This is a genomic window from Devosia sp. J2-20, assembly GCF_055808475.1.
In genome coordinates this window covers 2405817-2419934 of sequence record NZ_CM147870.1, presented here as the reverse complement: position 1 = coordinate 2419934, position 14118 = coordinate 2405817, and the positions used below count along the sequence as shown (strand labels likewise).

The 14118-nt window shown below is 60.8% G+C and carries 12 protein-coding genes; 4 read left to right on the top strand and 8 right to left on the bottom strand.

All coding sequences use genetic code 11. The features are described from left to right. Nucleotides 1–52: 52 nt before the first annotated feature. From AC0L37_RS11860 to AC0L37_RS11845, 4 genes are all read left to right on the top strand, one after another. Entirely contained in the window at nucleotides 53–715 is a 663-nt protein-coding gene (locus AC0L37_RS11860; RefSeq protein ID WP_212658515.1) for a helix-turn-helix domain-containing protein, read from the top strand. Nucleotides 716–783: 68 nt separating this feature from the next. Continuing rightward, complete coding sequence (locus tag AC0L37_RS11855) at nucleotides 784–2367, top strand: ABC transporter substrate-binding protein (RefSeq protein WP_282221037.1); 1584 nt, start codon at nucleotides 784–786, stop codon at nucleotides 2365–2367. 254 nt (nucleotides 2368–2621) lie between these two features. Continuing rightward, nucleotides 2622–3725: a M24 family metallopeptidase gene (locus AC0L37_RS11850; protein ID WP_282221038.1), complete on the top strand. Its 1104-nt coding sequence runs from the start codon at nucleotides 2622–2624 to the stop codon at nucleotides 3723–3725. Continuing rightward, the gene (locus AC0L37_RS11845) at nucleotides 3725–4240 is read left to right on the top strand and encodes a GNAT family N-acetyltransferase (RefSeq protein WP_282221039.1); all 516 of its coding nucleotides are present in this window, start codon (nucleotides 3725–3727) and stop codon (nucleotides 4238–4240) included. The genes AC0L37_RS11850 and AC0L37_RS11845 overlap by 1 nt, the downstream gene beginning before the upstream one ends. Nucleotides 4241–4256: 16 nt before the next feature. On the opposite strand, the gene AC0L37_RS11840 is transcribed toward AC0L37_RS11845, so the two are convergent. The 8 genes from AC0L37_RS11840 to AC0L37_RS11805 form a co-directional block, all read right to left on the bottom strand. Next, nucleotides 4257–5204: a family 43 glycosylhydrolase gene (locus tag AC0L37_RS11840; protein ID WP_282221040.1), complete on the bottom strand. Its 948-nt coding sequence runs from the start codon at nucleotides 5202–5204 to the stop codon at nucleotides 4257–4259. A gap of 9 nt (nucleotides 5205–5213) precedes the next feature. Further along, nucleotides 5214–6125: an ABC transporter ATP-binding protein gene (locus tag AC0L37_RS11835; protein ID WP_212658510.1), complete on the bottom strand. Its 912-nt coding sequence runs from the start codon at nucleotides 6123–6125 to the stop codon at nucleotides 5214–5216. Beyond that, a complete protein-coding gene (locus tag AC0L37_RS11830) occupies nucleotides 6122–7102 on the bottom strand; it encodes an ABC transporter ATP-binding protein (RefSeq protein WP_269368426.1) in 981 nt (326 codons plus the stop codon). Before AC0L37_RS11830 ends, AC0L37_RS11835 begins: the two co-directional genes overlap by 4 nt. A 148-nt stretch (nucleotides 7103–7250) precedes the next feature. After that, nucleotides 7251–8108: an ABC transporter permease gene (locus AC0L37_RS11825; protein ID WP_212658509.1), complete on the bottom strand. Its 858-nt coding sequence runs from the start codon at nucleotides 8106–8108 to the stop codon at nucleotides 7251–7253. 7 nt (nucleotides 8109–8115) lie between these two features. Beyond that, nucleotides 8116–9120, bottom strand: a complete 1005-nt coding sequence (locus AC0L37_RS11820) for an ABC transporter permease (protein WP_212658508.1) — start codon at nucleotides 9118–9120, stop codon at nucleotides 8116–8118. A 208-nt stretch (nucleotides 9121–9328) separates the two neighbouring features. Further along, nucleotides 9329–11251, bottom strand: coding sequence for an ABC transporter substrate-binding protein (locus AC0L37_RS11815; RefSeq protein ID WP_212658507.1), 1923 nt, complete (start codon nucleotides 11249–11251; stop codon nucleotides 9329–9331). Between the two features lie 312 nt (nucleotides 11252–11563). Beyond that, nucleotides 11564–13075 (bottom strand): arabinosylfuranosidase ArfA, encoded by a 1512-nt coding sequence (gene arfA / locus AC0L37_RS11810; protein ID WP_212658506.1) that lies wholly within the window; start codon nucleotides 13073–13075, stop codon nucleotides 11564–11566. Nucleotides 13076–13177: 102 nt separating this feature from the next. After that, complete coding sequence (locus AC0L37_RS11805) at nucleotides 13178–14107, bottom strand: ArsR/SmtB family transcription factor (protein ID WP_212658505.1); 930 nt, start codon at nucleotides 14105–14107, stop codon at nucleotides 13178–13180. Nucleotides 14108–14118: the final 11 nt, after the last annotated feature.

Below are 14118 nucleotides of genomic sequence, written 5' to 3'. Positions count from 1 at the left end.
GCTTTCACCATACAGAAAACTTTGCTTATATCAAAAAAATTTTGGTGGACTGATGACCAATGCAGCCGAGGACAGAACCGAGAGTGAGGGACATCCCAAAGTGGGTGCGCTCATCCGTGCCCGTCGCCGCCAGCAGCATATGACGCTTGAAGCGCTGGGCAAGTCGGCCGATGTTTCGGTTGGCTATCTCAGCCAGGTCGAGCGCGACCACGCCACCCCTTCGCTGGGTACACTGGCGCAGATTGCCCGGGCCCTGGGTGTCGGTATCGACTATTTTGTTTCCGCCCCCACGGCCAAGACGGCGCTGACCCGCGCCGGCGAACGCAACCGCTTTTCGCTCGATGGTTCCTCCATCGTCTATGAGCGACTGGGCACCGACTTCCCCGGCAATACGCTCTCGAGCTTCATCATGATCGTGCCGCCGGGCTACCAGTCCGAGACGGTCGCACATGAGGGGGAGGAAATCCTCTACGTGCTTGAAGGCGCCATCACCCAGCGCCTCGATGGCGACGAGATGATCATGAATGCCGGCGACAGCCTGCACTTTCGCGGCAACCGACCCCATTCCTGGTCCAATCACACCGAAACACCCGCGCGCCTGCTCTGGACAGGCACGTTGGCTCTCTTCCGTTCCTCGGCCAAGCCCTCGCGGCAGCTCGAGGCGGTTGCAAAACCCGGCATCAAGCCGGTGAAGAAGAAAAAGATCGTCAAATAGGGGTTTTGAAGGCTCCTGCGGGTCCGCCCGCAGTTCAATTCAAGGCTCCGCCAACAGGAGAAAAGCTGATGAAACTCTTCCGTGCTGCCTTGCTGGCGACGGCGTTGGCTCTGCCCTTGAGCAGTGTCGCCGCTATTGCCTCCACCCCTGCCGACGCCCTGGTCGTCGCCCAGAACATCGATGACATCGTCGCTCTGGATCCCGCACAGGCCTATGAGTTCACCTCGGGCGAGCTCAATACCAACGTCTATGACCGTCTAGTGGGCTATGAAGCCGAAGACACCACGGTGCTGGCACCCGGTCTGGCTACCGAGTGGACCGCTGATGACGCTGCCAAGACCATCACTTTCACCCTGCGCGACGCCAAGTTTGCCTCAGGCAATCCAGTGCGCCCCGAAGACGTGGCCTTCTCGTTCAGCCGCGTGATCAAGCTGAACCTGACCCCGGCCTTCATTCTGGCCCAGCTCGGCTGGACCGCTGACAATATCGACAGCATGGTCACCATCGACGGCAACACCGTCACCGTGAAATATGAGGGCGATTTCTCGTCGGCCTTCGTGCTCAACGTGCTGGCTTCGCGCCCCGCATCCATCGTCGATGAAGTCCTGGTCATGGCCAATGAGACCGATGGCGATATGGGCAATGCATGGCTCAACACCCATTCGGCTGGCTCGGGCCCCTTCGTGATGTCCGATTACCGTCCTGCGGAAATCGTGCGCCTGACCGCCAATGAAAACTACTTCCGTGGCGCCCCCGCCATGAAGTCCGTGATCATCCGCCACGTCGCCGAAGCCGCAACCCAGCAGCTGCTGCTCACCTCGGGCGATGTCGACATTGCCAAGAACCTGACGCCGGAACAGATCTCGGGCCTCTCCACCGACGCCATTAAGGTCGAGACCTATCCGCAGGCCGCCGTGCACTTCCTTTCGTTCAACCAGAAGGAAGAGTCGCTGACCCCGCCAGCCGTCTGGGAAGCTGCCCGTTATCTCGTCGATTACGACGGCATGACCCAGTCGTTCCTCAAGGGTCAGATGGAAGTTCATCAGGCCTTCTGGCCAAAGGGTTTCCCCGGCTCATATGACGAAACGCCATACACCTACGACGTCGAAAAGGCCAAGCAGATCCTGGCTGACGCGGGTGTGCAAACCCCCATCGACGTGACCCTGGACGTGATCAACGCGACCCCGTTCACCGATATGGCGCAGTCGCTGCAGGCAACTTTCTCCGAAGCCGGCATCAATTTCGACATCCTGCCCGGCACCGGTGCCCAGGTCATCACCAAGTACCGCGAGCGTACCCATCAGGGCATGCTGCTGTACTGGGGCCCTGACTTCATGGACCCGCACTCCAACGCCAAGGCGTTCGCCTACAATTCGGACAACTCCGATGACAACTACACCGCCACCACCACATGGCGGAATGCCTGGGCTGTGCCTGATGAGCTGAACAAGGCCGTCACTGCTGCCCTGGCCGAGCCCGATCAGGCCAAGCGCAACCAGATGTACATGGACATCCAGAAGCAGGCTCAGGAAGACTCGCCAATCGTCATCATGTTCCAGGCCGCGCTGACCATTGCCATGGCCAACAATGTCGAAGGCTATGTCAACGGCGCTACCTCCGACTTCGTCTACTACCGTCTTGTGACGAAGTAGGCCAAATGGCGGTGGCCCAAGACACCGCCACCCGGAGCCGCGCCTACTGACCTTGGCGCGGCTCCGACCTCTCAGGCCGCTACGACCGCACCCACCGGCCTCTCCCAATGGGGGAGGCGTCGCACGTGGGGCGGCAATACAGCGCCACCCACCGGCCAGTACCTCCCCTTGTTGGGTGAGGCCAGGAGGGGGCACTGAGAGCCCTGAGCTTCCCCTATTCTGCCCAAACCTCCACCACCAGAACCGAGCCCATCATGAACGCCACATTGACCACCCGTCTCGCCAATCTGCGCGCCCGCATGGCCGCCACCCGGACCGATCTGGTGGTCATCGGCCCATCCAGTCACATGATCTATCTGGCCGATCTCGCCCCCCATGGCGATGAGCGCCCCGTCATGCTGCTGGTTTCGGCCAGCTTTGCCGGTTTCCTGATGCCCAAGCTCAATGTGGACAGTTCGCGCCAGCACACCGATCTGCCCTTCTTCCCCTGGTCAGACGACACCGGCCCCGACGCTGCGCTTGAAGAACTCCTGACCGCCACCGGCATCGACCGCACTGCGCCCTCCATCGTGCTCGACGAAACCATGCGCACCGACTTTGCCCTGCTGGTGCTTGATGCGCTGCCCGGCGCAACCCGCCGCTTTACTGGCGATACCGTAGGCTATCTGCGCTCCCGCAAGGATGATGCCGAATACGCTGCCATCAAGGCCAGCGCCGTGCTCAATGACGCCGCCATGGCCGCTGGCTTTGCCGCGCTGCGCCCCGGCATCACCGAGCGCGAAGTGGCCACCGTCATCCGCGAATTCTACAAGGCCAATGGCGCCACGCCCGAATTCACCAGCGTCTGCTTTGGTCCTAATGGCGCATTTCCCCATCACCACACCGGCGCCACCGAACTCAAGCCCAATGATGCCGTGCTGATCGATACCGGCGGCCGCATCCAAGGCTACCCCAGCGACATGACCCGCGTTGGCTATCTCGGCACCGCCCCCGAAGGCTTTGCCGAAATCCACGCCATCCTTGATCGCGCTGTCGATGCCGCCCTGGCGGCAGCCAGGCCCGGCGCACCGGCCAGCGCCGTCGACCAGGCCGCCCGTGACGTCATTACCGAGGCGGGCTATGGTCCCAATTTCATGCACCGTACCGGCCACGGTCTGGGCATCGATATCCACGAAACGCCGTATATCACCGCCACGTCCGAGACTATCCTCGAAGAGGGCATGGTGTTCTCCATCGAGCCGGGCATCTACCTGCAGGGCCGCTTCGGTCTGCGTCTTGAAGAGATTGTCATCATCCGCAATGGCGTAGCCGAGATATTCTCGGACATGCCGCGCTCCGCGATTGCCGGCGGGGCCTGATGCCGGCGCCCACATTGCGCACTGAGCGGTTGATCCTGCGCGGCCATACCCGCGCAGACTTCGCCGCCAGTTGCGCCTTGTGGGCCCATCCAGAGGTTGTCCGCTACATCACTGGCCATCCCAGTCCGCCCGAGGAGGTATGGGCGCGCATCATGCGCTATGTGGGACACTGGGAGTTGCTCGGCTTTGGCTATTGGCTGGTCACCGATGTCCGCTCCGGCGCGGTGATGGGGGAGGCCGGTCTGGCCAATCACCTGCGCAAATGCGAACCGCCTCTGGGCGATACCCCCGAAGCTGGATGGGTCGTCCTGCCGCAATATCAAGGTCATGGCTATGCCCGCGAAGCCGCCAGCGCCGTACTCGACTGGGCCCGGGCGCAGGGCCTGGGCCGCACCGTCTGTCTGATTGACCCCGCCAATACCGCTTCGCTACGGCTGGCCGAGATTCTGGGCTATCGCGAATATGCCCGCACCCTGCTCAAGAGCAGCCCCGCCATCATGCTGGAGCGCGCCTGACACGCCGTGTCGGCGATCACCCCGCCAGCAACGCCATATCGGCCGCGATATCGCGCTCCAACACCAGCACGCCATCAGCCACGGTCAGGCGCGCATGATGCACTGCCGTCCGCCGTGCCGCAGCATCGGGTGGCCCCGCCTTATCGCTGGCCTCGTCCCATAGCGGGTGGGTGAAATAATACAGCGCCGCATGTCCCCCCACGACCACCACATCGGCATGGCGCATATAGCGCCGGTCCATGTCGTCGCTGCCCGGCACCTCGCCGATCAGCCCCTGCCGCACCCAGTTCCTGGTGTCGTCAGAACGATAGGCGGCCTGACCGCGCCACTCATCCACGATTAGCCAGTACCAGCCGCCCAGTGCGAACACATTGGGCCCCTCATGTGGCGGCGCCTCTGGTGACCCCGGCAGCACCTTGCCTTCAAGCGTCCAGTTGAGCATGTCCGTGCTGGTGGCGCTCCAGGTGCTCGAACCCTGACCTTCATCCTTGTACCATAGCCGCCACAACCCATCGGGGCTGGCGAATACGCATGCGTCGATGACATTGTCGCTCGATAGCGCCAGCGGTCCCACACGGGTCCAGTTTTCCAGATCCGGGCTGGTGAACTGCACAATGGTGCGCGGTACGGCCCAGCCATCCGGCACCCCGCTGATATAGCTCAGGAACATGTGGTACTGCCCATCGGCAAACATCACCTCGGGCGCCCAATGCGTGTTGAGCTGTCCCACATCGGCCGGATCATCCAGTCCCTTGACCGTGCCCCGATAGGTCCAGCTGGCCCCGTCATCACGCGACACCGCCACCCCGATGGGCGAGCCGTGAATCCAGCTAAACCCCGGTCCACCGGCATTGGCCCGCCGATTGGTGTAGAACATCCACCACTCATTGGTCCCCTCACGGCGGATCACTGTGGGGTCAGCTGCCCCATCCTCAACCGGATCACGATAGATTGGCGCGCTCATCAGCTCTCCTCAATACACGCGCACCAGCCGCCCATCGGGCCGGTCCGCCAGATGGCCGGGCTGACCAATCAGCGCGTTGGCCAGCGTCACCATTTCGGGATCGGTGGCCAATTGGCCGGCCCCGGCATCCTCGGTGCTCAGCACGCTGGCCTTGAGCAGGCGTGAGTAAGGATGTTCGGGATTGTCGAGCACCGTGCGCGCATCGCCCATCTCCACGATCCGCCCGCGCTGCATGATGATCAGCCGGTTCGAGATGTAGTAGGCCGTGGCCAGATCGTGGGTGATGTAGATTACCGACACGCCCAGATCATCGCGCAGGCTGCGCAGCAGGTTGACAATGCTCATGCGCAGGCTGGCATCGACCATGCTCACCGGCTCGTCGGCCACCAGCAGCGGTGGGTTGGGGATCAGCGCCCGCGCAATGGCCGCGCGCTGCAGCTGCCCGCCGCTCATCTCATGGGGAAACCGCCCCTTCACCTCAGCCAGGCTCAACCCGACCTTCTGCAGGGCTTCATCCATCGCCCGGTCCAGGTCGCTTTGCTCGCGCAGTTTCAGAAACCGCTTGGCGGTAGATTCCAGATAGCGATCGATCCGCTTGAGCGGGTTGAACGCCTCGAACGGGTTCTGAAACACCGGCTGCACATTGGCCATGAACGCCAGTCGCTCGGCTCGGCTCACCTTGTGGCTCACCGTCTTGCCACGAAAGCTGATCTCCCCGCTTGTGGGCAGTTCCAGCCCCAGGATCATCCGGGCCAGCGTCGTCTTGCCCGAGCCGCTTTCGCCGATGATCGTAAAGATCTCCGGCGTATCGAGATTGATCGAGAAGCTGGCGTCCTGCACGGCATTGACCATCTTGCGCGACAGCACGCCGCCCATGGTGAACTGCTTGGAAACCCCTGAAATATCGAGCAGTGCGCTCATGCCATGGCTCCCTGCAATGCCTGTGGTTTGACCAGCGGTTCGACATCCTGCCAGCGCCAGCAGGCGGTGCGATGATCCGGCCCCACTGTTTCAAGTGGCGGTACTTCGGTCCGGCATTTGTCGACCGCCAGCGGGCAGCGCGGATGAAACCGGCACCCCTGCGGTGGTTCGGCCAGGCTGGGTGGTCGTCCCTCCAGCGCCGGGCGCTGCGTGGTGTCACCAATGCGCGGCAGGCTGGCCACCAGATGGGCGGTATAGGGGTGCTTGGGCGCAAAGAACATTTCGCGCGTCGGCCCTTCCTCCACCAGCCGCCCGGCATAGATGATGCCCACGCGGTCCGCGATGTTGGCATGCACGCTCATATCGTGCGTCACGAACACCACGGAGCTGCCCATTTCCCGCTGAATGTCGCGGATCAGGCTGAGCACTTCCTTTTGCACCACCACATCGAGTGCGGTAGTCGGTTCGTCCGCAATCACGAATTCGGGGTGGCACACCGTGGCCAGCCCGATGGTGACGCGTTGGCGCATGCCGCCGCTGAGTTCATGAGGGTAGGCGCGCAGCACATCGGCGGGCAGCTTGAGCCGTTCGAGATGCCCCAGCACCCGGGCCCGATAGGCCGGCCCGCTCAGCCCCAGCGGCCGCTTGGCGAAATCCTCAAACGTCTTGCCGATCCGCCGCACCGGATTCAGCGTGCTCATCGAACCCTGCATGATATAGCTCAGATGCTTCCAGCGCACCGCCGCCACCTGCTCGGGCGTGGCGCTGGCAACATCGAAGGGCCCGTTCTTGAAATCATATTTCACCGACCCGGCAACCACCCGCATGGGCGGGCGAATGGCGGCGGCCAGCACCTTGATGAAGCTGGTCTTGCCCGAGGAACTCTCCCCGGCAATGCCATAGACCTCGTTCTTGCGAATGGTCATTGAGATGTCGTCTACGGCGCGCACTTCGCGCTCTACGCCGAAATAGCTCATCTGGTAGTAGGCCTTGAGGCCCTCGACCTTGAGCAGGTCTGTATTGTCGTGGGTCACGCGTTCTCTCCAGCAACTCGGAGGGACACCTCTTCCCTTGCGGGGGAGGCAGGGAGATGGGGGGCAAAGCCTGGCTTGGCCGAGCTGATAATCATGCGCCCATCCTCCTTAGACGGCTGCGCGGGTCGATATATTCGTTCATGCTCACGGCCAGCAGGAACAGGCCCAGGAAGGTGATGACGATCAGGATCACCGGGATCACGATCCACCACCACACACCCACCACCATGGCCGAATGGCTATTGGCCCAGTACAGCACCGTGCCGATGGTTGGCTGGTTGATATTGGTGAACCCCAGCACCGCCAGCGTCACCTCCAGCCCGATCGACCACAGCATGTTGTTCATGAAGGTCGCGAACACGATGGGCATCACATAGGGCAGGTGCTCTTCCAGCAGCACCTTGGGTGTGCTCATGCCGGCGAACACGGCGTGGCGCGTAAACTCGCGGTGCTTCAGTCCCAATGCCACCGAACGGATCAGGCGGGCGTCAAACGGCCAGCCAAAACAGGCCATGATCAGCGCCAGCGTCATGCTGTCCATATGGCTGCGCAGCACGAAGTAGAACAGTACCAGAATGGGGAAGATTGGCATCGACACGAAGATGTCGTTGATGAACATCAGCGCGCGATCAACCCAACCCCCGACATAGCCTGCTGTCAGCCCCACCGAGATCGAGATGATGCGGCTCAGCACGGCCACGGTAATCCCGAAGGTCAGACTGTTCTTGAAGGCCGCCGAGAGCTGCCAGAACATGTCCTGACCGCGCGAATTGGTACCAAACCAATACTGCCATGAGGGCGGCTGATCGGGAATGGTCAGGTAGATCAGCGAGGGGTCGACTGGTGAAAAGAAGCTGGCGGAGGCAAACACCGTGACCACGCCGACCAGCACCACGCCAATGGCGAATTCGATATTGTAGCGAATGAGATCGCGAAAAACGGCAAACATGCTGGGCCTACTCCGTACGCACGCGGGGATCGAGCAGCGGATGCAGCAGGTCCACCACGAAAATGGCGATGGCCACCGCCGTGATCGACACTGTCGATACCGCCAGCACCAGTGAATAATCTCCGGCATTGACCGCATCGATGAGCAGTGAACCCAGGCCGGGATAGTTGAACACCTGCTCGGTGATCACCGTGCCGGAAAACACGCCGCCCAGGGCCATCGCCAGCGCCGTCAATTGCGGCACGATGGCGTTGCGGATCACATAGCTGCCAACAATGGTCTTCTGGTCCACATTGGCCAGTTCGGCATAGGTGACGTAGTCGTCATTGACGATGTTGGACACCAGCGCACGCATGCCGATGAACCAGCCCCCAAATCCAACTAGCACGACCGATGTTGCGGGCAGGATGCCGTGTTGCAGCACCGAGCTGATAAACGGCCAGTTCCAGCCTGGGGTGACGTCCATGGCGAAGCCGCCCGATATGGGCAGCACGGGCCACAGGAACCCGAAAATGATCAGCAGGATGAAAGCGACGACGTAATAGGGGATGGGCTGGATCCCCATCGCAAAGATGCCGAACGCCTTGAAAAACCTGTTGTTCTGGTTGTACCCGGCGAGTGCCCCCAGCAGATTGCCGACCACGAAGGTCACCAGGGTCGCGGACACCAGCAGCCCCAGGGTCCAAGGCATGGCGCGCATGACCAGGGTCATGGCGGGGGTCGGAAATGCCATCAGGGAAGGGCCCAGATCGCCCCGCACAAGGCGCGCCCAGAAGCTGAAATACTGGTTCAGCATTGGTTGACCCGTGCCGTACATCTCGCTCAGCGCGGCGCGGGTCGAGGCAATGGCTTCCGGTGACAGATTGGCCCGCGACGACAATCGCCCAAGCACCTGTTCAACCGGATCAATGGGGGAGAGATGGGTGACCAGAAAGGTCGCGGAAATGCCGCAGAAAATCACCGCCAGCATCTGCAGCGCGCGCTTCCCGACAAACCAGAAATAGCCTTGCATTCGAACTCCTTGCGTCTCCGCTCTGACGCGCCTGTCCTGGTGGCTGGGGCGGCTTGCCTCCCGTCACCCTCGATCCGGCGTTAGCTGGACTGGACAGTTCATACCTGCCAATGGCGCCACCTTGCGATGACGCAGATTAGTGGAGGGGCGCGTAATCCGCGCCCCTCCAGGCAGCCCGGCACAAGCCGGACCACCCGGGAGGACGCGCTTACGCGACGGGCGTGATCTGCGTGAAGATGTACCGACCGTTCGACCAGTTGGTGACCGGATTGGCATAGTTGTTTTCTGCATCCGGCCAGCCAGTCCAGAACTGGTTCGACTGGATGGAGAACACATTATAGGCCATGATCGGGATGTTCGGCATCTCCTCGAGATGCAGCTTGACGAACTCCTGGCCGTACTCGATGCCCTTGGGGTCATTGAAGTCGATGCCACGGATTTTTTCGATGATCGCGTCAAGCCGCGGATCGGACCAGCGCATCCAGTTGCGGTCTGGCTGCGATGCGCCCGGCTCAGCCACATAGGCGGAGTGGTAGCTGTCGAGGAAGAAGCTGAGATCGGGATGACCGCCCCAGGTTTCCACGGCCCAGGCGATGTTGACTTCATAGTCACCCACGCGCTGGCGGCCCCAGGTGTCCGAATCCACCTGAGCGGTGGCCTGAATGCCGTTCTGGGCCCAGGTCTGGGCGATAATGACACCGAGGCGATTGACCACGCCTTCCTGCGGCACCATCACTTCGAAGGCGAACGGTTGGCCATCTGGCATCATCCACTGGCCGCCGACCTTGTTGAAGCCGGCTGCGGTCAGCAGCTCTTCAGCCGCCGGGATGTTCTGCTTCCACCAGCCATAGCCGAACGCGTTGCGGATAGCGGCCTCTTCGCTTGGCACTGCGTCCCCGAACTGTGGGCGCACCATATCGGCGATCTGCATGCCGATGGTGGGATCATACGGCTTGACCTTTGAGGTGCCGGTGTCGATCTCGTAATTGATCAGGAAGTCCTGCATTGGCGCATGGTAGTCGCGCGGATGCGTTCCCGTTGGCGGCACCGAGATGGCCGACAGCGTCGCCGCGCCACGATAGGACGCCATCGACATCGACCGCGCATCCAGCATCATCGCCAGAGCCCAGCGAACGCGCTTGTCCTGGAACTTGGGGTTCTGCAGGTTCGGGATCGCCATCACCAGGGTAGGATCGGGATGAGCGTATGGGAAGCCGGCGAACCAGCCCTGGACGTTCGGATCTTCCTTGGTGATTGAGAACGTGCCTTCCGGCGTCAGATCGTGGACCATGTCCAGATTGCCGTTGCGCATCTCGATCAGGCGATTGTCGGTCGAGATATTGTTCCGGTAGATCACATATTTCGGCTTGGGTTCGGCGACCATGCCCATGGCCGTCTTGTCCCAGTCTGCGCGTTTTTCCCAGATGTACCAGGTGCCGTTCGGGTCGAACGAATGCAGCGTGTAGGGCCCAAGGCTTACGGGCGGGTTGTTCTCGAAGGTCAGGATGTCGTCGACCTTTTCAAACACATGCTTGGGCATGATCCAGGCGGCCGTCCAGCGCACCGAGAACAGCGCGTGGAAGCGCGAGTTTGGCGCATTGAGCTTGAAGTGGACCGTATAGTCGTCTGGCGCCTCGACCGAGGCGACCTGGGCCGTGAACGCGCCATTATAGGGCGTGCCTGGCGTCGCCTTCTGGGTTTCGACCGTATAGACGACGTCGGCGGAAGTGAATTCGACGCCATCGCTCCACAGGATACCCTGCTTGAGCTTGACGGTCATTTCCGAGAAGTCGTCATTGTATTCCCACAGGCCGTCGGCCAGGGAATTGTACACGGCATTGGTGCTGGCGCCTTCAATGCCCGCATCGGGGTCGATGAACCACAGCGTATCAGTGGTAAGCTGGTGCAGGCCATTGCTGGTACCCGCGCCGCTGCCCACGACCCATGGGTTGAACCATGCCGGATTGCGGATCACGCCCTCTGGATTATGGACGATGACCGTCTCGTTGCGTGGGAATTTGCCCAGATCGGGCGCGGCGCCTTCACCGTCTTGTGCGTATGCAAGCCCGTTTCCGGCCGCCATCAGCGCGCCAACGGCCGTCGTGCCGATTAGAAAACTGCGTCTATCCATATCTAACTCCTCCCTTGTCGAAACGCCTCCCGCGTTCCGTATGTAGATGCCCTCCAGCACCTATAAATCATACTTAACCAGCCCCTTATGCTTGTCAACGCGCATTGTGATGTAAATCGGAAAACATGATACACAATGCAAAGAGGCGCACCGTTGCCGATGCGCCTCCGTTGGTCGCGTGCTGTGCTCAACGCTAACAGTCTGCTAGCCAATTGCTCGCAACGGTGGGTTCAACGCCTGCCAGATCGGCCAGCCTCGCATTCGCGCGGGGCAGGGGTGTTTTCCCTGTTTCCCCGCTATCGGCAGCCGGCGCTAAACCTTCACCCGCACCATCTGGTACGAATAGGGCGGCAGTTTCACATCCAGCGAACCGCCTTCAGCCTTGGCGCCATTCCCCTTGCGGGGCGCCACTTCTGCCTGGTTCTTGGCCGTATTGACCGCTTGCAGATTGTCATGCGTCATCACCTGATGATCAATGATGGTGCCGGCGGCAAAGCCCTGCAGGCTCACCGACACATCGATCGATTCCGTGGCATGCCGGTTGACCAGGAAGAAACTCAGCGTCCCTTCCTCTTCATTGTGCACGCCCGACACATCCACATAGGGGGTGTTGTCGGCGTGCTTGCTATCATAGCCGGGCGAATTGACGATCAGATTCAACGCCGTACCACGGCCGAAGATCGATGCGAAATAGTACGGATAGTAGATCGTCTGGGCCCAGGCCGGGCCGCCCTTTTCGGTCATGATCGGGGCGATCACATTCACCAGCTGCGCGATGCAGGCGATCTTGACCACGTCCGAACGGCGGATGAAGCTGTTCAGGATCAACCCGACCATCAGCACGTCTTCGAAATTGTAGATGTCCTCGAGCAGACCCGGTGCGTGCGGCCAGCCGCTATTGCCCTCCAGGATAACCCGGTCCTGCTTGTTGGAGTGGTACCAGACATTCCATTCGTCAAACGAGATGTAGACGTCGCGCTTGCTGCGCTTCTTGCTCTTCACCTGTGTGATGGTCGAGGCCACCGTGTCGATATAGGTTTCGAGTTTATGGTTCAGTGCCAGATAGTTGGCGGTGTCCTTCTCGCGATTGGCAAAGTACATGTGCAGCGAGATATGGTCGACATGCTCATAGGTGTGCTCGAGGACGATGCGTTCCCAGTCGGGATAGCTGGCCATGTCCGCATTGGATGAGCCGCACACGATCAGCTCAAGCTTGCTGTCAAACATGCGCATGGCGCGCGCCGTATTGGCAGCCAGCTTGCCATATTCATCGGCATCCTTGTGGCCGACCTGCCAGGGCCCGTCCATCTCATTGCCCAGGCACCACATCTTGACGTTGAACGGCTCCTTGCGGCCATTCTTGATGCGCAGGTCGCTCCAGTAGCTGCCGCCCGGATGGTTCACATATTCCAGAAAATTGCGCGCGTCGTCGACGCCGCGTGAACCCAGATTGACCGCCAGCATCATCTCGGTGCCGACCGTGTCGCACCAGTCGGCAAATTCATGCACGCCGACCGCATTGCTGTCCGAGGTGTGCCAGGCCAGATCCAGCCGGGTAGGGCGCTCTTCACGCGGCCCAATGCCGTCTTCCCAGTTATAGGCGGAAACGAAGTTACCCCCGGGGTAGCGCACTACGGGTACATTGAGATCCTTGACCAGCTTGGCCACATCGCCGCGCATGCCGTCCTTGTCGGCGCTCGGGTGGTCTGGCTCGTAAATGCCTTCATAGATTGCGCGACCCAGATGCTCCAGAAAGGCCCCGTAAACCCGATCATCAATAGCGCTGACCGTAAAATCCTTATGTGCGACGACCGATGCTTTCACGACGCCCTCCTCCCTCTAATCCCGTTTATCTGATTTATATCAGTTACCCCGTTGTAAACGAGGCGGCGCGGATCACGCAAGGGGAGGCAGGAAGTATTTCGTCTAGGCTTCGGTCTGCAGGCGCATGATGATTTCCTGATCGTAATTGCCGAAGCCGCGGCCAAAAATATTGATGCCGCCCGGGTGTTTAGCGTCTGGCTTGACGGCGATGCGCAAACGGATCGAATGGTGATTTGCCAGATCCAAATCGCTCAGCGAGATCGGAGAAATCTTCATCCCGTCGACATAGGTGCCGTCTGTCGTCACCCGCCAGCTCTTGAGTTTGCCATACTGGCTACCCTTGAGTTTCCACCAATCGGGGGTATAGACGCCGCGTTTGTCGCCAAAATCACCCGGGCTCATCCAGGTGCCGATTTCGGTCCCATTGACCGACAGCGTAATGTCGCTGGGCCAGTCTGCCGAGGTGCCCGGCACCTCTGAACTGAGCTCCATGGAAAACTCCATGGCCTCGATCGTGTGCTGGCTCAGCTTGGCGTTATTGGGAAACTGGTATTCGAGATAACCGCGTGTGAACCAGATCAGCCCGGCCTTCATCCGGTCGGGATCCAGAAACGTATCGGGCACATCCAGCAGCCCGATAATCCCGTCCGTCGAGCACAGCCCACACGGCGCCGACACGTCGCAACTGGTGTAAAGTCCAAGCGGCATGGCCACTTCGATGGTATTGGCCGCCAACGGTTTGATGTCTTCCTTGAACATCACCATCACTTCGTCGAACATCGAATGGCAGATCTTCTGATTGCCCTTGCGCGCCTTTTGCGTCTCGGTACGGATCAGGCCGGCGCTCTCCAGAATCTGGATATTGGTCGAAACCGTGGATTGGGGCAGGCTGAGTTTGTCGGCAATATCATTGCCGTTCATCGCGCCTTCGACATGCAGCAGCTTGAGGATTTTCACCCGGATTGGCGAAGCCAGACCCTTGAGAACATCCATATCCTCTTCGGGGTCAACGACCAGAAAATTGCGGCTCATCAGGGCTCTTT

What these genes read in the sequence shown, in the direction of transcription:
- AC0L37_RS11860 (WP_212658515.1), top strand. Translation starts at nt 53, where the DNA reads ATGACCAATGCAGCCGAGGACAGAACCGAGAGTGAGGGACATCCCAAA.
- AC0L37_RS11855 (WP_282221037.1), top strand. Translation starts at nt 784, where the DNA reads ATGAAACTCTTCCGTGCTGCCTTGCTGGCGACGGCGTTGGCTCTGCCC.
- AC0L37_RS11850 (WP_282221038.1), top strand. Translation starts at nt 2,622, where the DNA reads ATGAACGCCACATTGACCACCCGTCTCGCCAATCTGCGCGCCCGCATG.
- AC0L37_RS11845 (WP_282221039.1), top strand. Translation starts at nt 3,725, where the DNA reads ATGCCGGCGCCCACATTGCGCACTGAGCGGTTGATCCTGCGCGGCCAT.
- AC0L37_RS11840 (WP_282221040.1), bottom strand. Translation starts at nt 5,204, where the DNA reads ATGAGCGCGCCAATCTATCGTGATCCGGTTGAGGATGGGGCAGCTGAC.
- AC0L37_RS11835 (WP_212658510.1), bottom strand. Translation starts at nt 6,125, where the DNA reads ATGAGCGCACTGCTCGATATTTCAGGGGTTTCCAAGCAGTTCACCATG.
- AC0L37_RS11830 (WP_269368426.1), bottom strand. Translation starts at nt 7,102, where the DNA reads ATGAGCTATTTCGGCGTAGAGCGCGAAGTGCGCGCCGTAGACGACATC.
- AC0L37_RS11825 (WP_212658509.1), bottom strand. Translation starts at nt 8,108, where the DNA reads ATGTTTGCCGTTTTTCGCGATCTCATTCGCTACAATATCGAATTCGCC.
- AC0L37_RS11820 (WP_212658508.1), bottom strand. Translation starts at nt 9,120, where the DNA reads ATGCAAGGCTATTTCTGGTTTGTCGGGAAGCGCGCGCTGCAGATGCTG.
- AC0L37_RS11815 (WP_212658507.1), bottom strand. Translation starts at nt 11,251, where the DNA reads ATGGATAGACGCAGTTTTCTAATCGGCACGACGGCCGTTGGCGCGCTG.
- AC0L37_RS11805 (WP_212658505.1), bottom strand. Translation starts at nt 14,107, where the DNA reads ATGAGCCGCAATTTTCTGGTCGTTGACCCCGAAGAGGATATGGATGTT.